The 22,502-nt window shown below is 70.8% G+C and carries 21 protein-coding genes and 1 other annotated feature; of the genes, 15 read left to right on the top strand and 6 right to left on the bottom strand.

Translation table 11 applies throughout. The features are described from left to right. Positions 1–12: 12 nt before the first annotated feature. A complete protein-coding gene (locus ACO07H_RS00855) occupies positions 13–1,467 on the bottom strand; it encodes a M16 family metallopeptidase (protein WP_422010134.1) in 1,455 nt (484 codons plus the stop codon). Between the two features lie 120 nt (positions 1,468–1,587). On the opposite strand from ACO07H_RS00855, the gene ACO07H_RS00850 reads away from it, so the two are divergent. The 6 genes from ACO07H_RS00850 (at position 1,588) to ACO07H_RS00825 (ending at position 6,306) form a co-directional block, all read left to right on the top strand. Continuing rightward, the gene (locus ACO07H_RS00850; protein WP_422010132.1) at positions 1,588–1,830 is read left to right on the top strand and encodes a DUF3297 family protein; all 243 of its coding nucleotides are present in this window, start codon (positions 1,588–1,590) and stop codon (positions 1,828–1,830) included. Between the two features lie 119 nt (positions 1,831–1,949). Further along, positions 1,950–3,128 carry an acetyl-CoA C-acyltransferase gene (locus tag ACO07H_RS00845; RefSeq protein WP_422010130.1) on the top strand — a complete coding sequence of 393 codons (1,179 nt, stop codon included), beginning with the start codon at positions 1,950–1,952 and terminating at the stop codon, positions 3,126–3,128. An 81-nt stretch (positions 3,129–3,209) separates the two neighbouring features. Continuing rightward, a complete protein-coding gene (locus ACO07H_RS00840; RefSeq protein ID WP_422010128.1) occupies positions 3,210–3,839 on the top strand; it encodes a LysE family translocator in 630 nt (209 codons plus the stop codon). Next, positions 3,836–4,501 (top strand): SDR family oxidoreductase, encoded by a 666-nt coding sequence (locus ACO07H_RS00835; RefSeq protein ID WP_422010126.1) that lies wholly within the window; start codon positions 3,836–3,838, stop codon positions 4,499–4,501. Before ACO07H_RS00840 ends, ACO07H_RS00835 begins: the two co-directional genes overlap by 4 nt. Before the next feature lie 113 nt (positions 4,502–4,614). Then, the gene (locus ACO07H_RS00830; protein ID WP_422010124.1) at positions 4,615–5,091 is read left to right on the top strand and encodes a MaoC family dehydratase; all 477 of its coding nucleotides are present in this window, start codon (positions 4,615–4,617) and stop codon (positions 5,089–5,091) included. A 78-nt stretch (positions 5,092–5,169) separates the two neighbouring features. After that, positions 5,170–6,306 carry an acyl-CoA dehydrogenase family protein gene (locus ACO07H_RS00825; protein ID WP_422010122.1) on the top strand — a complete coding sequence of 379 codons (1,137 nt, stop codon included), beginning with the start codon at positions 5,170–5,172 and terminating at the stop codon, positions 6,304–6,306. A 21-nt stretch (positions 6,307–6,327) separates the two neighbouring features. Here ACO07H_RS00825 and ACO07H_RS00820 read toward each other — a convergent pair whose 3' ends face one another. Continuing rightward, positions 6,328–7,242: a lactate/malate family dehydrogenase gene (locus ACO07H_RS00820; protein WP_422010120.1), complete on the bottom strand. Its 915-nt coding sequence runs from the start codon at positions 7,240–7,242 to the stop codon at positions 6,328–6,330. 137 nt (positions 7,243–7,379) lie between these two features. Between ACO07H_RS00820 and ACO07H_RS00815 the strand changes: the two genes are divergently transcribed. Next, positions 7,380–8,315 carry an ATP-binding cassette domain-containing protein gene (locus tag ACO07H_RS00815; protein ID WP_422010118.1) on the top strand — a complete coding sequence of 312 codons (936 nt, stop codon included), beginning with the start codon at positions 7,380–7,382 and terminating at the stop codon, positions 8,313–8,315. Positions 8,316–8,434: 119 nt separating this feature from the next. Continuing rightward, on the top strand, positions 8,435–9,733 hold the full coding sequence (locus ACO07H_RS00810; RefSeq protein WP_422010116.1) for an ABC transporter permease: 1,299 nt from the start codon (positions 8,435–8,437) through the stop codon (positions 9,731–9,733). Positions 9,734–9,921: 188 nt separating this feature from the next. On the opposite strand, the gene ACO07H_RS00805 is transcribed toward ACO07H_RS00810, so the two are convergent. The 4 genes from ACO07H_RS00805 to lepB all read right to left on the bottom strand — a co-directional run bounded on the left by ACO07H_RS00805 (position 9,922) and on the right by lepB (position 15,692). Further along, a protein-coding gene (locus tag ACO07H_RS00805) for an IS3 family transposase (RefSeq protein WP_422010114.1) occupies positions 9,922–11,147 on the bottom strand; the annotation gives its coding sequence in 2 pieces (ribosomal slippage) (positions 9,922–10,859 and positions 10,859–11,147; 1,227 coding nt in all). Beyond that, positions 10,753–10,869, bottom strand: a sequence feature (AL1L pseudoknot). It overlaps the preceding gene by 117 nt. A gap of 149 nt (positions 11,148–11,296) precedes the next feature. Next, complete coding sequence (locus ACO07H_RS00800) at positions 11,297–11,902, bottom strand: DUF4145 domain-containing protein (protein WP_422010112.1); 606 nt, start codon at positions 11,900–11,902, stop codon at positions 11,297–11,299. A 280-nt stretch (positions 11,903–12,182) separates the two neighbouring features. After that, positions 12,183–14,927 carry a PAS domain-containing protein gene (locus ACO07H_RS00795; protein WP_422010110.1) on the bottom strand — a complete coding sequence of 915 codons (2,745 nt, stop codon included), beginning with the start codon at positions 14,925–14,927 and terminating at the stop codon, positions 12,183–12,185. Positions 14,928–15,005: 78 nt separating this feature from the next. Continuing rightward, positions 15,006–15,692 carry a signal peptidase I gene (gene lepB, locus ACO07H_RS00790; RefSeq protein WP_422010108.1) on the bottom strand — a complete coding sequence of 229 codons (687 nt, stop codon included), beginning with the start codon at positions 15,690–15,692 and terminating at the stop codon, positions 15,006–15,008. A gap of 146 nt (positions 15,693–15,838) precedes the next feature. Here lepB and ACO07H_RS00785 point away from each other — a divergent pair, with 146 nt between their 5' ends. The 7 genes from ACO07H_RS00785 to ACO07H_RS00755 all read left to right on the top strand — a co-directional run bounded on the left by ACO07H_RS00785 (position 15,839) and on the right by ACO07H_RS00755 (position 22,501). Then, a complete protein-coding gene (locus tag ACO07H_RS00785; protein ID WP_422010106.1) occupies positions 15,839–16,645 on the top strand; it encodes an acyl-CoA thioesterase in 807 nt (268 codons plus the stop codon). Positions 16,646–16,772: 127 nt separating this feature from the next. Next, positions 16,773–17,282 carry a TspO/MBR family protein gene (locus ACO07H_RS00780; protein ID WP_422010104.1) on the top strand — a complete coding sequence of 170 codons (510 nt, stop codon included), beginning with the start codon at positions 16,773–16,775 and terminating at the stop codon, positions 17,280–17,282. 96 nt (positions 17,283–17,378) lie between these two features. Beyond that, entirely contained in the window at positions 17,379–18,071 is a 693-nt protein-coding gene (gene tsaB / locus ACO07H_RS00775; RefSeq protein ID WP_422010102.1) for a tRNA (adenosine(37)-N6)-threonylcarbamoyltransferase complex dimerization subunit type 1 TsaB, read from the top strand. After that, positions 18,068–18,550: a ribosomal protein S18-alanine N-acetyltransferase gene (rimI, locus tag ACO07H_RS00770; protein ID WP_422010100.1), complete on the top strand. Its 483-nt coding sequence runs from the start codon at positions 18,068–18,070 to the stop codon at positions 18,548–18,550. The genes tsaB and rimI overlap by 4 nt, the downstream gene beginning before the upstream one ends. After that, positions 18,547–19,341: a uracil-DNA glycosylase gene (locus ACO07H_RS00765; RefSeq protein WP_422010098.1), complete on the top strand. Its 795-nt coding sequence runs from the start codon at positions 18,547–18,549 to the stop codon at positions 19,339–19,341. The genes rimI and ACO07H_RS00765 overlap by 4 nt, the downstream gene beginning before the upstream one ends. Continuing rightward, a complete protein-coding gene (locus tag ACO07H_RS00760; protein WP_422010096.1) occupies positions 19,338–21,413 on the top strand; it encodes a putative bifunctional diguanylate cyclase/phosphodiesterase in 2,076 nt (691 codons plus the stop codon). The genes ACO07H_RS00765 and ACO07H_RS00760 overlap by 4 nt, the downstream gene beginning before the upstream one ends. Beyond that, the gene (locus ACO07H_RS00755) at positions 21,410–22,501 is read left to right on the top strand and encodes a class I SAM-dependent methyltransferase (RefSeq protein WP_422010094.1); all 1,092 of its coding nucleotides are present in this window, start codon (positions 21,410–21,412) and stop codon (positions 22,499–22,501) included. The genes ACO07H_RS00760 and ACO07H_RS00755 overlap by 4 nt, the downstream gene beginning before the upstream one ends. Position 22,502 lies beyond the last annotated feature (1 nt).

Genomic DNA, 22,502 nt, shown 5'->3' with positions numbered 1-22,502 from the left:
GTTCCTTCGGCATCAGGGCTTGGGCGCGGCCTGGGAGGCCGCTTGCGACGCAGGCTGGGCGGCGGCCTGGGCCTGCAGCATCGCGACGGGCTTGCGGTCGATGACCGAGCGGTTGGCGGTCGTCAGGTAGGCCGCAGCCACGCGCTGCACGTCGGCCGAGGTCACGGCGGCGATCCAGCCCGGCACCTGGTTGACGACGTTGGCGTCGCCCCACAGCGCCTGCAGCTTGGCCAGGCGGTCGGCACGGCGCAGGAACATCTCCACGTCGTTGTACCAGTCGGCCAGCAGCGCGGTCTTCAGGTTCTTCAGCTCGGCGTCGCTGACGCCTTCCTTGACGATGCGGGCGATCTCCTCGTCCACCCCGGCCAGCAGCGCGTCGGCCGTGGTGTTGGGCTTGTAGAGGGCGAACACGGTGAAGAGGCTGGGGCCGTCGTATTCCCAGACGCCGGTCAGGCCGTAGAGCGAATCCACGTTCAGCGCCAGCTCACGGCCCTTGACGAGGCCCTGGTACAGCCGCGACGCGTCGCCGCCGGCCAGCAACTGGCCGAGCACGGCAAAGGGCGCCTGGTCCTTGCTGCCGCGGCCAGGCAGCTTCCACGCCGCCGCGACGGCGGGCACCTGGGCCAGCTTGTCGGGCTGGGTCAGGCGGCGCTCCTTGGTGTTCAGGCCTTCGGTGAAATCGCTGGGCTTGGGCGTGGGGCGGGCGGGGATCTTGCCGAAGTACTTCTCGGCCAGCGCGAAGCCCTGCGCGGGCGTCACGTCGCCGGCGATGGACAGCACCGCGTTGTTCGGGCCGTAGAAATCACGGTGGAAGGCGCGCACGTCGTCGAGGTTGGCGTTCTCCAGGTCGACGAAGCTGCCGTAGCCGTCGTGGGCGTTCTCCCACTTGTCGAAGGCCAGCGCCGAGATGTCCAGCCACATGAAGCCGCCGTAGGGCTGGTTCTGCACATTGACGCGGATCTCCTCCTTCACCACGTCCTGCTGGTTCTTCAGCGACACCGGGTTCAGGTCCAGCATCGTCATGCGGTCGGCCTCCAGCCACAGCATGGACTCCAGCGACGAGGACGGCGCCGTCTCGATGTAGTTCGTGAAGTCGGGGCGGGTCGAGCCGTTGTTGTTGCCGCCGCCGGACGTAATGACCTTGTCGAACACGCCCTTGGGCGCCTTGGGCGTGCCCTGGAACATCAGGTGCTCGAACAGGTGGGCGAAGCCGGTGCGGTTCCTGGGTTCCAGCCGCATGCCGACCTTGTAGACGACGCTGATGCCCACGGTGGGGCTGCTGGTGTCGGGCGAGACGACGACGGTCAGACCGTTGGCCAGGGTCTTCACGTGCACGGGGATCTGCCAGCGGTCGGCTGCCGTGGCGGTGGCGGTCGCGGCGGGCGCGGCGGTGGCGAACGTGCCGGCGAGGGCGAGGCCGGCGGCGGCCAGCGCGCTCAGCGCCGTGCGGCGGGTGGTCTTCAACATGGGTCCTCCTGAAAGGGTTCTGGCCGCGAGTGTCGCGGCTTGCGCACCGGGTGCCGCATGGCACGGCGGGTTAACCCGGCGCGGCGACAATCGGCGGCTGCAATTCTTGCCTCAATCTCCATGACCGACACCCGCCCCCCGCTGCCCGACCACCTCAGCGCCGACCCGCGCAGCCCCCACCACGTCGCCGCCGTCTTCGAGCATGACATCGGCATCCGTTTCAACGGCAAGGAGCGCTCGGATGTGGAGGAATACTGCATCAGCGAAGGCTGGGTCAAGGTGCCCGCCGGCAAGACGCTGGACCGCAAGGGCCGGCCGCTGTGCATCAAGCTCAAGGGCGAGGTCGAGGCCTTCTACCGCTGAGCCCCCGGCGGCATGACCGCCAAGCCCACCCGGGCGACTGCGGCATTGGGCGGCAATTGACGCGCACGTCAATTGATCGCTCAGAATGGCGGACCTGAATCAATCCACGGAGCACCGCCATGTCCGACCCCATCGTCATCGTTTCCGCTGCCCGCACGCCCATCGGCGGCCTGCTGGGTGATTTCTCCAGCCTCGCAGGTTGGGAACTGGGCGCCGTGGCCATTAAGGCTGCGGTGGCGCGCGCCGGCGTGCCCGGCGACGCCGTCGACGAGGTGCTGATGGGCAACTGCCTGATGGCCGGCCAGGGCCAGGCGCCCGCCCGCCAGGCGCTGCGTCGCGCCGGCCTGCCGGACTCGGCCGGCGCCGTGACGCTGAGCAAGATGTGCGGCTCCGGCATGCGCACCGTGATGTTCGCCCACGACATGCTGGCGGCCGGCTCGGCCGAGGTCATGGTGGCCGGCGGCATGGAGAGCATGACCAACGCGCCGCACCTGATGTTCGCGCGCAAGGGCGTGAAGTACGGCGTGGCGCAGATGTACGACCACATGGCGCTGGACGGCCTGGAAGACGCCTACGAGCGCGGCAAGGCCATGGGCGTGTTCGCCGAACAGTGCGTGGCCAAGTACGGCTTCAGCCGCGAGGCCATGGACCAGTACGCCATCACGTCCACGCAGCGCGCCAAGACCGCCAACGAGGACGGCAGCTTCGACTGGGAAATGGCGCCGGTGACGATCAGCGGCGCCAAGGGCGACACCGTCGTCAAGTTCGACGAGCAGCCCTTCAAGGCCAAGCTCGACAAGATCCCCACGCTCAAGCCCGCGTTCAAGAAGGACGGCGCCATCACGGCCGCCACGTCCTCCAGCATCTCCGACGGCGCCGCGGCGCTGGTGCTGATGCGCGAGAGCACCGCCCAGGCGCGCGGCCTCACGCCGGTCGCCCGCATCGCCAGCCACGCCGTGCATGCGCAGGCGCCCGAATGGTTCAGCACCGCGCCCGCGGGCGCCATCCAGAAGGCGCTCACCAAGGCCGGCTGGCAGGCAGGCCAGGTGGACCTGTGGGAAGTCAACGAGGCCTTCGCCGCCGTCACGATGGCGGCGATGGCCGACTTCAAGCTGCCGCACGAGATCGTCAACGTGCACGGCGGCGCCGTGGCGCTGGGCCACCCCATCGGCGCCAGCGGCGCGCGCATCGTCGTCACGCTGCTGGGCGCGCTGAAGAAGCGCGGCCTGAAGAAGGGCGTCGCGGCGCTGTGCATCGGCGGCGGCGAAGCGACGGCGCTGGCCGTCGAACTGCTCTGACGGCATGACGCCGCCACGCGCGTTTTGTTCGCTGCCCCCCGAGGGGGCGCCATCGCCCTTGGGGCGGCCCGGCGGGCGATGATGCTCGGCACCCACGATCTGGCGCTGTTCGCCGCGACGGTGTTCGTGCTGAACGCCACGCCGGGCGTGGACATGGCTTACGCCGTCGCCAGCACGCTGCGCGGCGGCTGGCGCCAGGGCGTGGCGGCGGCCGCGGGCATCATGGCCGGCTGCGTGCTGCACACCGGTGCGGCGGCCTTCGGCCTGGCGGCGCTGCTGGCGGCCTCGGCCGAGGCGTTCGCCGTCGTCAAGTACGCGGGGGCGGCCTACCTGCTCTACGTGGCCTGGGGCATGGCGCGCGCGGGGCTGAGGCCTGCGCCGGCAGCGGCCCCGGGCGCGGCACCCGTGTCGTTGTGGCGCACCGCGCGCCAGGGCTTCTTCACCAACGCGCTGAACCCCAAGGTGGCGCTGTTCTTCCTCGCCTTGCTGCCGCAGTTCATCGCGGCGGACGCGCCGGACAAGACGCTGGCCTTCCTGTTTCTCGGCGCCTGGTTCATCGTGCAGGGCTTGCTGTTCCTGTTGGCGCTGGTCGCTCTCGTCACCCCGCTGCGTCGCAGCACGCCGCGCCCCTGGGTGGCGCGCGGCCTCAACCTCGGCGGCGCGGGGCTCTTCACGGCCCTGGCCGCCAAACTGGCACTGACCCCACCATGAACGTCCTCATCATCGGTGCCTCGCGCGGCCTGGGTCTCGAATTCGTCCGCCAGTACCGCGCTGCCGGTGCGCGCGTCACCGCCACCGTGCGCGACGACGCCGGCGCGGCCCGGCTCACGGAACTGGGTGCCAAGCCGCTGAAGCTGGACCTGCTGGACGCCGCCAGCGTCTCCGGCCTGGCCTGGCAGATCGACGGCGAGCGCTTCGACGTGGTGGTCATCAACGCCGGGGTCTTCGGCCCGCGCGCCGACGCGCTGGATGCACCCACGGCGGACGACTTCGACGCCGTCATGCGCACCAACGTGCTGGGCCCCATGCGCGTGCTGGCGCAGATCGCCGACCACCTCGCGTCCGGCGCGCGCCTGGCGCTGATCTCGTCGCGCATGGGCTCCATCGCGCTGCGCACCAGCACCAGCGGCTGGCTCTACCGCGCGTCCAAGGCAGCGGTGAACTCGGTGATGAAGGACGCCTCGCTGGTGTTGGCGGGCAAGGCCACCGTCATCAGCTTCCACCCCGGCTGGGTCAAGACCGACATGGGCGGCTCGGGCGCCGACATCGACGCGCCCACCAGCATCGCCGGCATGCGCACCGTGCTGGCCAGCGTGAAGCCGGCAGACACGGGCAGCTTCTTCAATTACGACGGGCAACGCCTGGATTGGTGACACGGCGGCGGGTCGGCCTGCGCTAATCTCACGGCCGGGCCCTCGCCCGGCTCGCTCCGTGTCGGGGCGAGCCAGGGTGTTCTGACGAAGCCAACAAGCAAGAAGTACCCGCCATGGACATCGCCGTTCCCAAGGCCCCGTCGTCGACCATCGTGCTGATCCAGGTGGGTGAGACCTGCGAGCGCATCGTCCGCTTCACCCGCGAGGACATCGCCACCTTTGCCCGGCTGACGGGCGACACCAACCCGCTGCATCACGACGTGCAGGCCGCCCAGCGCGCCCGCCACGGCGAGATCATCGCCAGCGGCCAGCAGACCACGGCGCAGATGATCGGCCTGGTGGCCAGCCATTTCTCGCGCAGCGACGATGGCCAGCAGCGCGAGCTGCTGTGCCTGAACTTCAACTTCGCCTTCAAGGCGCCGGTGTTCGCGGAGCAGGAGCTGGTGCTGCGCTGGCATGTGGCGACGGTGGAATGGAGCGCGTCGCTGGGCGGCTGGCTGGCCCATGTGGACGGTCGTGCGACGGTGCGCAACGCCCACCCCTGCGTGGTGGGCCGGGGCACCCTGCTGCTGAAGGGCGGCCGGGCCTGATCGCCGCTCGGCGCTGAGGCCGCGCGGGTCTGGCGCAAGGACAATGGCGCCACCGCCAATCCAGAGGTCGAGCCCGACATGCTGCTACCCGAAGACCACCTCGCCGTGCAAGACGCCATCCGCGCCTTCGTGCAGGCCGAGATCGCGCCCCATGCCGCCGCGTGGGACAAGGCCCATCATTTCCCTGCCGAGCAGCTCAAGGGCCTGGCCGCGCTGGGCTGCTACGGCGTCGCCGTGCCCGCCGAATGGGACGGTGCGGGGCTGGACTACCTCGCCCTGGCGGTCATCCTCGAAGAGATCGCCGCGGGCGACGGCGGCACCAGCACGGTGGTCAGCGTCAACAACTGCCCGGTGTGCTCCATCCTGATGGCCTTCGGCAACGACGACCAGAAGCAGCGCTTCCTCAAGCCGCTGGCGCGCGGCGACATGCTGGGTGCGTTCTGCCTGACCGAGCCGCATGTGGGCTCCGAGGCTGGTGGCCTCAAGACCACGGCCGTGCGCGATGGCGATGACTACGTGCTCAATGGGGTCAAGCAGTTCATCACCAGCGGCCAGCACGGCGACGTGGCCATCGTCATGGCCGTGACCGACAAGGCGGCCGGCAAGAAGGGCATCAGCGCCTTCGTCGTGCCGACGAACAGTGCTGGCTACACGGTCGCGCGCATCGAGGAGAAGATGGGCCAGCACAGCAGCGACACGGCGCAGATCCTGTTCGAGAACTGCCGCGTGCCGGCGGCCAACCGGCTCGGCGAGGAGGGCCAGGGCCTGAAGATCGCGCTGTCGGGCCTGGAGGGCGGGCGCATCGGCATCGCGTCGCAGAGCGTGGGCATGGCGCGCGCGGCGTTCGAGGCGGCGCTGCGCTACAGCCAGGACCGCGTCACCTTCGGCAAGCCCATCTTCGAGCACCAGGCGGTGCAGTTCATGCTGGCCGAGATGGCCATGCAGATCGAGGCCGCGCGCCAGCTGATCTGGCATGCGGCCAGCCTGAAGGACGCCGGCCGACCCTGCCTGAAGGAGGCCGCGATGGCCAAGCTGTTCGCCAGCGAGATGGCCGAGAAGGTCTGCTCGCAGGCTATCCAGATTCACGGCGGCTACGGCTACCTGAGCGACTTCCCCGTGGAGCGCATCTACCGCGACGTGCGCGTGACGCAGATCTACGAGGGCACGAGCGAGGTGCAGAAGATCCTCATCGGCCGCGCGCTGGCAGCGGGTTGAAGCCGGCTGAGCCGCCCGCGGCTACAGCGACGCGAAGGCCTGGGCCAGCACGCTGTCGGATGCCGACAGCGCCGTGCGCTCGGCGGCGTCCAGCGCCGGCTCGACGACCGGCCCGGCGCCCCCGGCGCCCACCCGCGTCGGCAGCGACAGCGCCACGCCGTGCAGCCCGAGCGCACCGTCCTGCAGCCGCGACACCGGCAGCACACGGCGCTCGTCACGCAGCACGCAACCCACCAGCTCGGCTGCCACCAGGCCGATGGCGTGGTTGGTGGCGCCCTTGCGGCGGATGACCTCGTAGGCCGCGCGCCGCACCGCGTGGGCGATGGCGGCTTCGTCGGCCGTGCTCCAGCCCGGCCAGTCGCGCAGCGCGACGCCGCCGATGCGCGCGCCCGACCAGTGCATCACCGACGAGTCGCCGTGCTCGCCCAGCACCTGCGCATGCACCGACACCGGCGCCACGCCCAGCCGCAGCGCCAGCCGTTCGCGCAGCCGTGAGCTGTCCAGCAGCGTGCCGGTGCCGAACACCCGCGCGGCCGGCAGGCCGCTGGCTGCGGCGATGACGCGGGTCAGCACGTCCACCGGATTGGCCACGACGATGATGACGCCGCCGAAGCCCGCCAGCGCGCTGCCGATGTCGGCGGCCAGCCGCGCGTTGTCGCGCAGCAGGTCCAGCCGGCTCTCGTCCGGGCGGCCATTGCGCCCGGCGGCCACGACGACCACGTCGGCCTCGCGCATCGCCGCCAGCGGCACGGCGCGCACGGCGCAGCGCGGGTAGAAGGCGGCGCCGTCGGCCAGGTCCATGGCTTCGCCTTCGGCCACCGCGTCGCGGGCGTCGTGCAGCCACAGCTCCGCGGCATGGCCGGCCATCAGCGTCGAGAACGCGACGCTGGTGCCTACCCAGCCGGTGCCGATGATGCCCACGCGTCGTGTTGCCATGGCGGCAGTATGGCGCCCGGCGGCACGCGCGACATCCCGCGTCTGTCGATTGGCGCCTTCTGCTCGCCATCCGTCGCTTGCCGTTGGTGCGCGGCCGGGCCGTCCCTAGCATGCGGCCCAGGTTCAAGGAGAAGCGAATGGACGAAGTGCTGGTGGCCCGTGGCCTGCGCAAGGCGTACGGCGAGCGGGTGGCGGTGGCGGATGTGAGCCTGGGCCTGCGCCCAGGCGAGGTGCTGGGGCTGCTCGGGCCCAATGGTGCGGGCAAGTCCACGACGGTGGGCATGATCTGCGGGCTGACGGCGCCGGATGCCGGCACGGTGACGCTGTCCGGCGGCGTCAGCCTGGCCAGCGACGAGGCCGCCTACAAGCGCCGCATCGGCCTGGTGCCGCAGGACATCGCGCTGTACGAGGAGCTGCCGGCGCGCATGAACCTGCAGCTGTTCGGCGCGCTGTACGGCATGGCGCCCGACGTGCTGAAGCGCCGCACCGACGAGGTGCTGGCCATGGTGGGCCTGTCGGAGCGCGCCGCCGACAAGCCCTCGACCTTCTCCGGCGGCATGAAGCGGCGCCTGAACATCGCCTGCGCGCTGATCCACGACCCCGAAGTCCTGCTGCTCGACGAACCCACCGCCGGCGTGGACCCGCAAAGCCGCAACGCCATCTTCGACAACCTCGAAATGCTCAAGCGCGCCGGCAAGGCGCTGATCTACACCACGCACTACATGGAAGAGGCCGAACGCCTGGCCGACCGCATCGTCGTCATCGACCATGGCCGCGTCGTCGCCAGCGGCACGCAGGCCCAGCTCTACGCGCTGCTGCCGGCCGCGCAGCAACTGCACGTCGAGATCGACGGCGAGCCCGACGATGCGGCGCTGCAGGGCCTGGCGGGCTTTGCGGACATCAGGCGCGTGGGCCAGCGGCTGGACGTCAGCGTGGCCGACATCGCGCGTGACACCGGACCGCTGCTGGCGGCCCTGGCCGAGCGCGGCATCCGCGTGCGCGGCCTGGCCTCGGCGCGCGCCACGCTGGAAGACGTCTTCCTGCAACTCACCGGCCGCGCCCTGCGGGATTAGCCCACCCCCTACCGGCTGACGCCGGCCCCCTCAAAGGGGGCACTGCCAGCAGCCCGGCAAAGCCGGTTCTGCGGCAGTCGCTGGGTTTGGATCTGTTTGATGCCACCAGAGGTTGATTCATGAATGCTCTCCTGGCCCTGGTGCGGGCCGAAATCAAGCTGCACTTCTCCAACCGCCGCGCCGTGCTGATGAGCATGGTCGCGCCCATCCTCATCGCCGCCTTCTTCGGCAGCCTGTTCGGCACCGGCAGCAAGATGGCCGGCATCCCCATCGGCGTGGTGGACCTGGACCACAGCCCGCTGTCGCAGCGCGTCGTGGCGGCGCTGCAGGCGGAGCCGTTGCTCAAGACCACCGTCACCGACGAGGCCGATGCCGTCGCCCAGGTGCGCGCCGGCACGCTGCGTGCGGTGGCCGTGCTGCCGCAGGGTCTGGGCCAGCGGGCCGGCGCGGCGCTGTTCGGCGCCGCGCCCAAGCCCGAGATCGCGCTGCACTACGACCCGTCCCAGTCCAGCGCGCTGGCCGTGGTGCGCGGGCTGCTGGCGCAGACGCTGATGCAGGAGGTCAGCCGCGCGACGTTCAGCGCCAGCAGCCCGGCGATGGCCGACATGCGGCGCGAGGTCGAGAAGGACACGGCGCTGGACACCGACCGCCGCGCCGAGCTGGTGCGCATGTTCGACAGCATCGGCGCGGTGCAGCGCCGCGAGGCCGCGCTGCCGCAGGCCCAGGGGGCGTCGGCGCCGCAGGCGGGCGGGCTGTCCCTGCCCTACACCACGCGCGAGATCGAGGCGGTGCAGGCCGGCGCGAACGCGGCGCCGGTCGCCTACAACAGCTACGCGCACGCGTTTGCCGGCATGGGCGTGCAGTTCATCCTGATGAGCGGCGTGGACATGGCGGTGGGCCTGCTGCTGATGCGCCGGCTGGGGCTGTGGAAGCGCTTGCGCGCGGCGCCGCTGTCACGCCTGCAGCTCATCGGCAGCCGCGTGGCGGCCAGCGCGCTGATCTCGATGGTCGTCTTCACGGTCATCTACGCGGTCGCCATCGCCGCGTTCGGCGTGCGCGTACTGGGCAGCCCGGCGGGCTTCGTGCTGGTGCTGGTGTGCTTCTCGCTGCTGACGGCCAGCTTCGGCCTTCTGGTCGCCGCGCTGGGCCGCACGCCGGAGGCCACGCGCGGCCTGGCCATCCTGGCCACGCTGCTGATGGTCATGCTGGGCGGCGCGTGGGTGCCGGCCTTCATCTTCCCGGAATGGCTGCAGACGCTGTCACTGGCCGTGCCCACGCGCTGGGCGGTCGATGCGCTGGACGCGATGACCTGGCGCGGCCAGCCGTTCGCGCAGGCGCTGCTGCCGGCGGCGGTGATGCTGGGGTTCGCCGCCGTGTTCGCCGTCGTGGCCGTGTGGCGCTTTCGCTGGGAGGAGTGAGGGGCGGCTGGGCGCTTCACGGCGGGACGCCATCGGTTGCCCATGCGCGCGACCGGCAGGTGGCCGACCCGTGGCGGAAGCGGCAGGAGGCCCGATGACCCGGCTGAAGACTGAGGCTCAACGTTTGAGATGAGCGGCGAGCGCCGGTGTGAATCGCCCCGGGTTCCGCGGAGGCCTGTTGGTTTAAGTCAGACGGTCGCGGCCTGACCAGCGCGTTGTCGATGGTAGTTGGCCTCGAACTCGGCCGGCGGGACGTAGCCCAGAGGCTCCATCAATCGGTGGTGGTTGAACCAAGCGACCCATTCCAGCGTTGCCAGCTCCACTGCCTGCTTGGTCTTCCACGGCCCGCGTCGGTGGATCAACTCTGCCTTGTACAGGCCGTTGATGGTCTCGGCCAGGGCGTTGTCGTAACTGTCGCCCTTGGACCCCACTGAAGGCTCGATGCCGGCCTCGGCCAAGCGCTCGCTGTAGCGAATGGACAGGTATTGCGAGCCCCTGTCGGAGTGGTGTGTCAGGCTGCCGTCGTCGGATGGCTTGCGGTCATACAGCGCCTGCTCCAGCGCGTCGAGCACGAACTCGGTGTGCATCGAGCTGCTCTGGCGCCAGCCCACGATGCGCCGGCTGAACACGTCCACCACGAACGCCACGTAGACCCAGCCTTGCCAGGTCGAGACGTAGGTGAAGTCCGAGACCCAGAGCTGGTTGGGCCGCTCGGCACGGAACTGACGGTTGACCCGATCCAGCGGGCATGGCGCCTTGGGGTCAGGGACGGTGGTGCGCACCGCCTTGCCTCGGCGCACGCCCTGCAAGCCCTCCTGGCGCATCAACCGCTCGACGGTGCAGCGCGCCACCGCTACACCTTCGCGGTTGAGCTGGTGCCAGACCTTGTCGGCACCGTAGACCTGCATATTGGCCTGCCATACGCGCTGGACCTGAGGCACCAGGCTCGCGTCACGCTGCGCGCGACGTGAGCACAGCACCGGGTTGCGCTGACGAGCCGCATGGCGCCAATACGCCGACGGGGCGATCTGCAAGACGCTGCAGATCGACTCGACCCCGAACTGCTGGCGATGCCGGTCGACGAAGGCCTTCAGGACTTGATGCGGCGGTCGAGCTCCGCCTGGGCGAAAAACGCGCTGGCCAGCTTCAGGATCTCGTTGGCCTTGCGCAGCTCTCGGTTCTCTCGCTCCAGCTCCTTCACGCGCTGAGCCTCACTGGTTGTGACGCCCTCGCGCACGCCGGCATCAACCTCCGCGCGCTTGACCCATTCGTTCAGCGTCTGTGGCACGCGGCCAATCTTGGGCGCGATGGACTCGATGGCCGCCCACAGCGACGGGTACTCCCCTCGGTGCTCCTGCACCATCCTCACCGCGCGCTCACGCACTTCGGGCGAGAACTTGTTCGACTTGCTCATGGCTCAATCCTCTCAGAGTGTTGAGCCTCCTCGATACCCGGGGCGATTCAGTGTGGCGCTTGGCCCGCTGGACGGATGATGAACCACTCCAGGAAGCGGGCCAAGTGCCGTGCCGGTGCGAGTCCGCTCCAGAGAAGGGTTATTAGGCATTACTCTTTGGGCGGTGCCGTGGCCTTCTTCTTTGGCGGAACCCTCTTTTTGACTTCTTTGACCTTACCTTCATGAAGGTAGACGCTCTCGATGACGTGCTCAGCGATATCAATGAGGGTGACAACTTCGGTGGTCTTGGGAACAAAGAGGCGATGTATAGCGGCATGCCCGACTTCCAGGATTGCCTCTAGTCGCTCGCGCTGGACTCGAGAGACATAGCCAAGTTTCTCGAACTGCGCCATGTTTGCACCAAAGGTTCCCAGGTCACCCGCTTTGGAGATCATCACCTTCTCAAGGAGCGCTCGCACGCCCATTGCTGCAAGGCTCGGTAGGTTGTTCTGAAGTGCGACGTAGATTTCCTTCAGGAGCTTTTCGACAAAGTCGTCTTCCGCACCTAGATCAAGCCAAAGCTCGCCGAACCAGTCAGGCTGTCTGCGGAAGATTGCTGGTGGGTAGTACCGGACCGTGACTCCGTCGTCTTCAGAGAACCAGTTGGTGTGTTTCAGCCTAACGGACTCGCAGCCGAGACAGCGAATCATTTCGTACTGGTCTCCACTGGATACACCACTGTCGTTGTCGGACCATGAAGACTTGGTGGTGTGCATCACCTCGTGGTTTCGTTCACCCGAGCACTCGTTGCAGTGCGCCTTCGTTGATTGCATGTGACGCCTAAATTTTGGTTGATTCAGCGCGCCGTGCTGCATTACTCCACCGGCTGCGGCTTAACCAAGCCCCTGGCTTCGCGCCAAGACCTGGTGCCGCAGAAAAAATTCGTCAGGCATTCCCGGCACGGGGTGACGTTGAATTCGGTGGAAAGCGGCGCTCATCCGCGCAACTCTGCCCGCCACTCACGCCCGGTGCAACGGTGGAAATGCCCGCCAGGCGTCAGCCGAGCATCTCGCGCAGCCTGGCGACCAGCGCGGCCAGCGAGAACGGCTTGGTGATCAATCCCATGCCGTCGTCCAGCAGGCCGCTGGCGCCGGCGGCGGCCGTGTCGGCGTAGCCGGTGACGAACAGCACGCGCAGCGTCGGCTGGATCGCGCGGCCGGCGTCGGCGAGCTGGCGGCCGTTGATGCCGCCGGGCAGGCCCACGTCGGTGACCAGCATGTCCACGCGTGCCCCGGCCTGCAGCACGGCCAGCCCGGCCGCGCCGTCGGCGGCCACCCGCACGCGGTAGCCGGCATCTTCCAGCGTCTCGCGCATCAGGTCGCGCAGCGCCTCCTCGTCTTCCACCAGCAGCACGGTCTCGCCCGTGCCCGTCGCGGCGCGGGCGGCGGTGGCGGCGGGCTCGTCGGCATCCGCCGCACCCGCATGGCGCGGCAGGTACAAGCACAGCAGCGTGCCCTCGCCGACGGTGGATTCGACATGGATGTGGCCGCCGGACTGGTGCACGAAGCCGTGCACCATCGACAGCCCCAGGCCCGTGCCCTGGCCCAGCGGCTTGGTGGTGAAGAACGGGTCGAACACGCGTTGCATCACGGCCGGCGTCATGCCAGTGCCCGTGTCGCGCACGCACAGGCAAACGTAGTCGCCGGGATGGCCCTTCTGCTCGGCGGCCTGGCGGGCGTCCACCACGGCGTTGTGCGCCGACACGGTGATGGTGCCGCCGTCCGGCATCGCGTCGCGCGCGTTGATGCACAGGTTCAGCAATGCGTTCTCGAGCTGCGGGGCGTCCACGCGAACGGGCCACAGGTCGGGGCAGGCGTCCATCACGACATGCACCGCGGGGCCGACCGTGCGTTCCACCAGGTCCACCATGCCGCGCATCAGCTGCTGCACGTCGGTGGCGCGTGGGTCCAGCGTCTGGCGGCGCGAGAAGGCGAGCAGCCGCTGCGTCAACGCCGCGGCGCGGCGCACCGAGCGCTCGCCGATGTCGATGAGGCGGCCCAGGTCGTCCACGCGGCCGGCCTGCACGCGGCGGTCGATCACCTGCAGGCTGCTGCTGATGGCGGCCAACAGGTTGTTGAAGTCGTGCGCGATGCCGCCGGTCAACTGGCCGATGGCCTCCATCTTCTGCGCCTGGCGCAGCGCTTCCTGCATGTCCGCCAGCGTGCGCTGCTCGCGCAGCCGGTCGGTGATGTCGGTGGAGATGTGGAACGCACCGATCTGCCGGCCGTGCTCGTCGCGCAGCACGTCGAACTTCATCTCATACGTGCGCCGCTGCGGCGAGCCGAACTCGGCCTGCTGCACGAAGGTCTCGCCGGCCAGCGCGCGCCGCCACAGCGCCAGCACCGTGTCGCGGTGCTCGGGCGTCTGCGCCAGCAGGTCGGGCAGGCTGTCCCCGACGGCAGGCCGGAAGCCGAAACGCTGCTCGTACTCTTGGGCGTTGGCGTCGTTGATGGCCAGGAAGCGGAAGTCCAGGTCCAGCACCTGGACGAACACGTCGGTGGTCTGCACGATGGCCGCCAGCACGTCGCGCTCGGCGGTGCGCTGGTCCAGCGCGGCGCGCTGCGCCTTGTCGACCGTGACGTCGCGGGCGATGCAGTACACCTTGCCGTCTTCCGGCACTGCCACCCAGGAGAGCCAGCGCCAGTCACCGTCCTTGGTGCGGTAGCGGTTCTCGAACTGCAGCACCGGCCGGCGGGTCGCGTCGCGCCACGCGTCGTGCGACGCCTGCAGGTCGTCGGGGTGCACGAAGTGGCTGAACTCTGCGGCGGTCAGCTCCGCCTCCGTCCAGCCCAGCGTCTTGAACCAGGCCGGGTTGACCATCTCGAAGCGCCCGCCGGGGCCCAGCACTGCCAGCAGTTCGGGGCTCACGTCCCACGCCCGGCCGCGTGCCAGCGTGCGCTCGGCCACACGCTGCTCCAGGTCGGCATTCAGGGCCTTCAGTCGCGCCTCGGCGGCCACGCGGTCGGTCACGTCATAGCCGCCGACGAAGATGCCTTCCACCTGGCCGGCCGCGTTGCGCACGGGCTCGTAGAGCAGGTCGATGAAGCGGTGGCCGTCCGCGCGGTCCAGTGCGATGGGGAGTGCGTTGGCGCGGAACGGCGTGCCGGTGGCGTAGGCCTCGTGGAGCTTGTCGTAGAAGCCCTGGCCGGCCAGTTCAGGGAACACCTCGCGCACCGGGCGGCCGATGAACTGGCGCGGCCCGGAGATTTCCACATAGGCGTCGTTGACGAACTCGAACACGTGGTCGGGTCCGCCCAGCAGGGCGGCGAAGCCCGGCATCTGCTGCAGCATGGCCTGCTGCCGCGTGCGCGCCAGCACCTGGCCGGTGGTCTCCACCACCGTGTCCAGCATGCCGACGATGTGGCCGTGCTCGTCGAACACCGGCCCGTAGTTGAACGTGAACCACGCGTCCTGCAGGCTGCCGCCGCGCACGATGCGCACGAGGTAGTCCTCGACGAACGTCGATTCGCCGGCCAGCGCCTTGGCCGCGATGGGCTGCAATTGCTCCCAAACCTCGGCCCAGGTGACGCGCAGCGGCACGCCCAGCGCCTCGGGCTTGGTACCGAGCATGACCCGGTAGCCGTCGTTGTAGACGGCGATCAGGTCCGGGCCCCAGAACAGGCAGGCCGGGAACTTGGACGTCATCATCTGGTCGACCGTCACGCGCAGCGCGGCGGACCAGTGGCTGATGGGCCCCAGCGGCGTGGCGGCCCAGTCGAAAGCGCGCAGCCGGGCGCCCATGGCGCCGCCCCCGCTTTCGAATGCCGACCACCGCGAAACGTTCATCGGCGGCCATCTTAGGGGCCGCTCCTGGCGCTGTTATCGCACCGTGCTGACCCAGCGGCCGAAGCGCGGCGCCATGCGCCAGCCGTCCTCACCCAGCCAGTCGGCCGACACCAGCACGCGGTGGGCGCGGCCGATCAGCCGCTCGCGCGGCACGGTGCCGATGAACCTGGAATCCTCGCTGTTGTCGCGGTTGTCGCCCAGCACGAAGTAGTGGCCGGCCGGCACGGTGGTCTCGGCCACGTTGCGCCGTGCGGGCAGCCCGGGCAGCAACTGCACGGCGTGGTCGCGGCCGTCCAGCGTCTCGGTCTGGCGCACGGCGTCCACGACCCAGCCCGGCGCGATGGCCTCGCCGCGGGTCTGTGCGTCGCGGTACGCCAGCGGCCGGCCGTTCAGCACCACCACGTCGTCCCGCATCGCGATGCGGTCGCCCGGCAGCCCCACGATGCGCTTGATGAGCCGGGTGCCGCCCGCCGGCGAACTGAACGTGACGACATCGCCGCGCTGCGGCTCGCCCAGGTGCAGCAGCACGACATCGGTCAGCGGCAACTTCAAGTCGTAGGCCAGACGGTTGACGAGCACGACATCGCCCTCCAGCAGCGTGGGCCGCATCGAGCCCGAGGGGATGGGGTTCCAGTCCGCCACTGCCGTGCGCAGCAGCGCGAAGCTCAGCAGGAACAACAGGAAGCCGCGGTTGTCGCGCAGGGTGTGTCGGAGGTCCATGCCGCCATCGTGCGGGCGGCATGGCGCGCGGCGCGCATCGGCCGGGCGAACAGCCGGCCGGCGTGCATGAGTGGCAGCCGGGCCGCCTGGATGGCGCCGTCATTGAGGCGACAGCGCGCCGGACCGCCGCTGCCCAGAATGGCGCCATGCCGCACGACTTCGACGACGCCATCCGCCTTTCGCCGCTGGGCGGGCACCGCTTCGGCGGGGCCACGCACCCGGCCTACGCCAACATGGTGGGCCCCTACGGCGGCGTGACGGCGGCGGCGCTGCTGAACGCGGCGCTGCAGCACCCCGATCGCCTGGGCGACCCGATCAGCCTGACCGTCAACTTCGCGGCGCCGCTGGCGGACGGCGGCTTCGAGATCGAGGCGCGGCCGGCGCGCACCAACCGCTCCACGCAGCACTGGCTGCTGCAGCTCACGCAGGCCGGTGGCATCGCCGCCACCGGCACGGCCGTGTTCGCGCAGCGGCGCGACACCTGGTCGGCGCCCGAGGCGGTGATGCCGGCCGACGTGCCCGCCGCCGCCACGCTCGCCTGTGCGCCCGTCGATGGCCGCCCAGGCTGGACGCAGCGCTACGACATGCGCTTCGCACCCGGCGAGACGCCGGTGTTCGACGGCCGCGAGCGCCCGCATTCACTCAGCCGCCTCTGGGTGCGCGACGAGCCGCCGCGGCTGCTGGACTTCGCGTCGCTGGCCAGCCTGTGCGACTGCTTCTTCCCGCGCATCTTCATCCGCCGCAGCGCGCCGGCGCTGATCGGCACCGTCACGCTGACCAGCTTCTTCCATGCCGACGCCGCGCAGTTGACCGCGCAAGGCGACCGCCACGTGCTGGGCAGCGCCCGCGCGCTGAACTTCCGCCACGGCTACTTCGACCAGAGTGCCGAGGTCTGGAGCGACGCCGGCCAGTTGCTGGCCAGCACGCACCAGCTGGTCTACTACCGGGAATGAGGTCGCCCGGGTGAGGCGCCGCCGGCCGCCGGGCTGGCCGTAGGCGGGCACCTACCGGCGTTGCGCGCCCGCGCCGTCGCCCCGCAGGGCGCGCGAGGGGTTACCGTCATGCCTCATCGGAGTCGCCATGGACAAACTGTTCACCCCCAGGAAATCGACGTGGTCCGACGTGCCGGGCCTGCTGGCCTGGCTGGCGGTCACGTTCGTCGCGGCCGCGGCTGGCGCTGTCGCATCATCCAATGCGAAGAACTTCTACCTGGCGCTCAGCCGCCCGGACTGGGCGCCGCCGCCGTGGGTCTTCGGCCCGGTCTGGTCCGTGCTGTACCTGATGATGGGCATGGCCGCCTGGCTGGTGTGGCGCCAACGCAGCGCCCCGGGCCGCTCCAGGGCGCTGGCGCTCTTCGTCGCGCAGCTGGTCGCGAACGCGCTGTGGTCGTGGCTGTTCTTCGCCAGCCATGAAGGCGCGATGGCGTTCGTGGATGTTCTGGTCCTGTGGGCGCTCGTCGCGCTGACGGCCCAGGCGTTCTGGCGCATCCGCAGGCGGGCGGGCGTGCTGCTGCTGCCCTATCTCGCCTGGGTCAGTTTCGCGTCGGCGCTGACCTGGGCGGTCTGGCAGCGCAATCCCGGCGTGCTTTGAGGGCAGGTTGATGGGGCGTTGAGGGCGCTTCGATGGCCGCGCCGGGGGGGGCGCTGACCGGCCGTCAGGCCCCAACCCCGACGGTAAACTGCCCCGATGCCCTTTCTCCTGGCCCTCGACAGCTCCACCGACACGATGGCCCTGGCCCTCGTGACGCCGGGGCAGACGCAGGTGTTCGAGGCCCAGGGCGGCGCGCAGGCGTCGGCGCGCATGCTGCCGGAGGTCAAGGCGCTGCTGGCCGGCGCGGGCCTGCGGATGGCCGACCTCGATGCCATCGCCTTCGGCCAGGGGCCGGGCGCCTTCACCGGGCTGCGCACCGCCTGCGCGGTGGCGCAGGGGCTGGCCTTCGGGCTCGGCAAGCCGGTGCTGGCCATCGACAGCCTGATGCTGGTGGCCGAGGACGCGCGTGGGCAGGGCGCGGGTGACGACGTCTGGGTGGCCATGGACGCGCGCATCGGCGAAATCTACGCGGCGCATTACCGATTCACCGACGGCGCCTGGCAGGCCATCGAGGCCCCGGCGCTGTACCGCCCCGAGGCGCTGCTGGCGCACTGGGGCACGCCGGCCGCGGTGGCCGGCACAGCGCTGACGGCCTATGCCGAGGCGCTGGGCGCGCTGCCGGATGCCGCGACGGCCTGGCCGCAGGCCCGCTCGCGCGCCGAGGCGCTGGGCGCGCTGGCACGGGCCGCCTGGCAGCGCGGCGCCACGCTGGACGCCGCCGAGGCGCTGCCGGTCTACGTGCGCGACAAGGTCGCCTTCACGACGGCCGAGCGAGAGCAGCGGGCATGAGCGCACTGCTGGAGCGCGGCCAGCCGCCGTGGGAGGCCGCGCCGATGCGGGTGCCCGACCTGACCGAGGTCATCGCCGTGGAGCGCCAGTCCTACCCGATGCCGTGGACGCATGGCAACTTCGTCGACTCGCTGGCGGCCGACTACCCGGCCGAGGTGCTGCGCGGGCCGCGTGCCGAGCTGCTGGGCTACTGGGTCGCGATGCCGGGCGTGGACGAACTTCACCTGCTCAACATCACCGTCGCGCCGGCCTGGCAGGGGCGCGGCCTGGCCGTGCTGATGCTGGACCGGCTGGGGGCCGAGTGCCGCCGCAGCGGGCTGACGGAGATCTGGCTGGAAGTGCGCACCAGCAACGAGCGCGCCCGCGAGGTCTACCGGCGCTACGGCTTCGCGGAAGCCGGCAGGCGCCGCGCCTACTACCCGATGCCGCAGGGGCAGCGCGAGGACGCCATCCTGATGAACCTGTCGGTGGCCGCATGAGCTGGGATCGACGCCAGCGGGCGATGCTCGCCGAGATGGGCTACCGGCTGCCCGCCGTGCGCGAGGCAGGGGACGCCGCCGCCGTTGCCGCCGCTGCCGGTGCGCCGGCCGAGCCGGCGCCGGAACCCGAGCCCATCGTCGTGGCCGCGCCGCCGCCCGCCGTGCTGCGCGTCGCCGCGCCCGTGGCGCCGCCGGTCGCGGCGGGTGCGCCTTCGGGCTTTGCCGGCCTGGACCTGCCGGCCCTGCGCGAGGCCGTGCCCGCCTGCCGGGCCTGCGGCCTGTGCGAGCAGCGCCGCCACGCCGTGTTCGGCGTGGGCGCCGCGCCGCAGGCGCCGTGGCTGGTGGTCACCGACCCGCCGGACGACGCCGACGACGCCAGCGGCGAAGCCCTGGGTGGCGATGCCGGCCGGCTGCTGGACCGCATGCTGCTGGCCGCTGGCCAGCGCCGCAGCGGCGCTGATGCGACCGCCTTCGTCACCCCCATCGTCAAGTGCCGGCCGCCGCGTGGCCGTGCGCCGCAACCGGCCGAGCTGGACGCCTGCGAGGCCGTGCTGGCACGCCAGGTCGAGCTGCTGCGCCCGCGCGTCGTGCTGGCCCTGGGCCTGCAGGCCGCGCGCCGGCTGACGGGCCTGGCGGAGCCGCTGGGCCGGCTGCGTGGCCGCGTGCATGCGTGGCGCGATCTGCCCGTGGTGGTCACCTACCACCCGGCCTACCTGCTGCGCTCGCCGGCCGACAAGGCCGGTGCCTGGGACGACCTGTGCCTGGCCCGCCGGACGACGGCAAGCCCATGACGGCGACCCCACCCCTGGACCTGGAGCGCCTGGCGCTGGACGCCGCGCGCTTTCGCATGCTGGCCGACCACGTGCCCGCATGGATCGCGCTGTACGGCGCGGCGGACCACTGCTGCCTGTTCGCCAACCGCGGCTATGCCGGGGCCTTCGGGCTCACGCAGGACGCCATCGTCGGCAAGCACTTCAGCGACATCGTCGGCGCCCAGGCCTACGAGGAGGTCCGCGTGTGGGTGGAGCAGCTGGTGCGCGAGCTCAAGCCCGTCGTCTACGAGCGCGAGCTGGCGCAGCCCGACGGCGGGTCGGCGTTTCTCGAGATCCACCTGATCCCGCAGTTCGACGCCGCCGCCGTGCTGCAGGGCTGCTGGGTGCTGGTCTACGACATCACGCACCACCGGCGGGCCGAGCGGCGGCTGCGCGAGTCCGAGGCGCGGCTGGACAAGTTCATGCAGGCCACGGTCGAAGGCATCCTGTTCCACCGCGACGGCCGCATGACGGACGTGAACCCGCCGCTGTGCGCGATGACGGGCTGGTCGGCCGACGAGCTGATCGGCCAGCACGTGCTGGCCTTCGTGGCGGACGACGAACTGGCCAAGGTGCGCGAGGTCATGCTGCAGAGCCAGGAGCTGCGCTACGAGACCGCCATCAAGCACCGTGACGGCTCGCGCCTGCCGGTCGAGCTCATCATGCGCACCATCGAGCTGGAAGGCGAGACGCTGCGCATGGCCGTCGTGCGCGACATCCGCGACCGTCTGGACAGCGAGGCCCGCATCCAGCACCTGGCGCATCACGACGGTCTCACGGGGCTGCTGAACCGCGCGTCGTTCATGGAGCGCATGGGCCTGATGCTGCGGCGCGCCGAGCGCAAGGGCGAGCTGCTGGCGCTGCTGTTCATCGACCTGGACAACTTCAAGCGCGTCAACGACTCGCTCGGCCACCTGGAGGGCGACCAGGTGCTGGTGACCGTGTCCGAGCGGCTCACCGGTGCGCTGCGCGCGAGCGACCTCGTGGGCCGTTTCGGCGGTGACGAGTTCGTCGTGCTGCTGACCGACCTGAGCAGCCGCGCCGACATCCTCGTCGTGCTGGAGGCGCTGCTGTCCGTCGTCGAGGTGCCCGTCAAGGCCGACGGCCGCGCGCTGTCGGTCACGCCGTCCATCGGCGTGGCCGTCTACCCCGACGACGGCCGCCAGGCGGACGAGTTGATCCAGCATGCGGACACGGCCATGTACCGCGCGAAGTCACGCGGCCGCGCGACCTACCAGTTCTTCGAGGCGGCGCTGGCCGAGACGGCCTATGCCGACCTCGTGCTGGAAGCCGAGCTGGCGCAGGGGCTCACGCGCAATGAGTTCGAGCTGTTCTTCCAGCCCCAGGTCGACGCGGCGACGGGCCGGCTCTCCGGCGCCGAGGCGCTGCTGCGCTGGCGCCATCCGCGGCGCGGCCTGCTGTCGCCCGACAGCTTCATCTTCGTGGCCGAGCGCCACCGCCTGATGCTCGCGCTGGGCGAATGGGTGATGCGCGAGGCGGCAGACACGGCGCGGCGCTGGCGCGAGCACGGCGTCGGCAACGGCCTGGGGCCCATGCGCATCGCCGTGAACCTGTCGCGCATGCAGTTCCACCTGGACGGCTTTGCCGACACCGTCAAGCGCGTGCTCGCCGAGACCGGCGCGCAGGGGCAATGGCTGGAGCTGGAGCTGACCGAGCGCATGCTGATCGACGACATCGAGCACGCGCCCGCCACGCTGTCGCAGTTGCGCGCGCTGGGGCTGACCGTGTCGGTGGACGACTTCGGCACCGGCTACACCTCGCTGGCCCACCTGACCGAACTGCCGCTGGACAAGCTCAAGATCGACCAGAGCTTCGTCGCCCGGCTGCCCGACGACCTGGGCGCGCAGGCCATCACCCGCGCCATCGTGCAGATGGCCGTGGGGCTGGGCCTGGCGGTCACGGCCGAGGGCGTGCGCAACACGGCCCAATGGCAGCTGCTGGCGGGCTGGGGCTGCCAGCAGTTCCAGGGCGACCTGGTGGGCGCGGCGATGCCGGCCGCGGCGTTCGAGGCCTGGGTGCGCACGCGATGACGTTGCCGCAGCGCCTGCACGAGCAGATCGCCGCCGCAGGCGGCTGGCTGCCGTTCGACCGCTTCATGGCGACGGCGCTGTACGAGCCCGGCCTGGGCTACTACGCGGGCGGCCGCCGCAAGTTCGGCGCGATGCCCAGCGAAGGCTCGGACTTCGTCACCGCGCCCGAGATGTCGCCGCTGTTCGGCCGCGCGCTGGCGCGCCAGGTCGCGCAGGCGCTGGCGCACAGCGGCTGCCGCGATGTCGTCGAGTTCGGCGCCGGCTCGGGCGCGCTGGCCGCCCAGCTGATCGCCGAGCTGGATGCGCTCGGCGCGGGGCTGGCTTGCTACCGCATCGTCGAGCTGTCGGCGGAGCTGCGCGAGCGCCAGCGCGAGCGGCTGGCGGCCTGGGGCGACCGCGTCGAATGGCTGGACGAACTGCCCGCGGCGCTGGAGGCCGTCGTCGTCGGCAACGAGGTGCTGGACGCGATGCCCGTGCAGCTGCTCGCGTTCGACGGCCAGGTGTGGCGCGAGCGCGGTGTCGTGTCGGCGGGCCAGGCGTTCGCGTTCGAGGACCGCGACTCGCCGCTGCGGCCACCGCTGCTTGACCCGGGGCAGGGCGGCTTCGCGCCCGGCACCGTCACCGAGATCCACCGCCAGGGCGAAGCCTTCATCGCCACGCTGGCGCGCACGCTCAGGCGCGGCGCCGCCTTCTTCATCGACTACGGCTTCCCCGAGGCCGAGTACTACCACCCGCAGCGCCGCGGCGGCACGCTGATGTGCCACCAGGCGCACAGGGCCGATGCCGACCCGCTGGTGTCGGTGGGCGACAAGGACATCACGGCCCACGTCAACTTCACGGGCATTGCGCTGGCGGGCCAGGACGCCGGCTTTGCCGTGCTGGGCTACACCACGCAAGCCCATTTCCTGCTCAACTGCGGCATCGCCGCGCTGCTGGCCGAGGCGTCACTGGCCGAGCGCGCGATGGCCCACCGCCTGCTGGCCGAGCACGAGATGGGCGAGTTGTTCAAGGTGATCGGCTTCGCGCCGCAGGATGCGGCCTTCGAGGCGATGGGTTTTGAGCGCGGAGACCGATCCCACAGACTCTGAA

It is taken from the genome of Roseateles sp., from assembly GCF_965229315.1.
Classification (GTDB): Bacteria; Pseudomonadota; Gammaproteobacteria; order Burkholderiales; family Burkholderiaceae_C; genus Pelomonas.
Note: the sequence above shows the minus strand (reverse complement) of the source record. Positions and strands in the feature narration are given on the sequence as shown.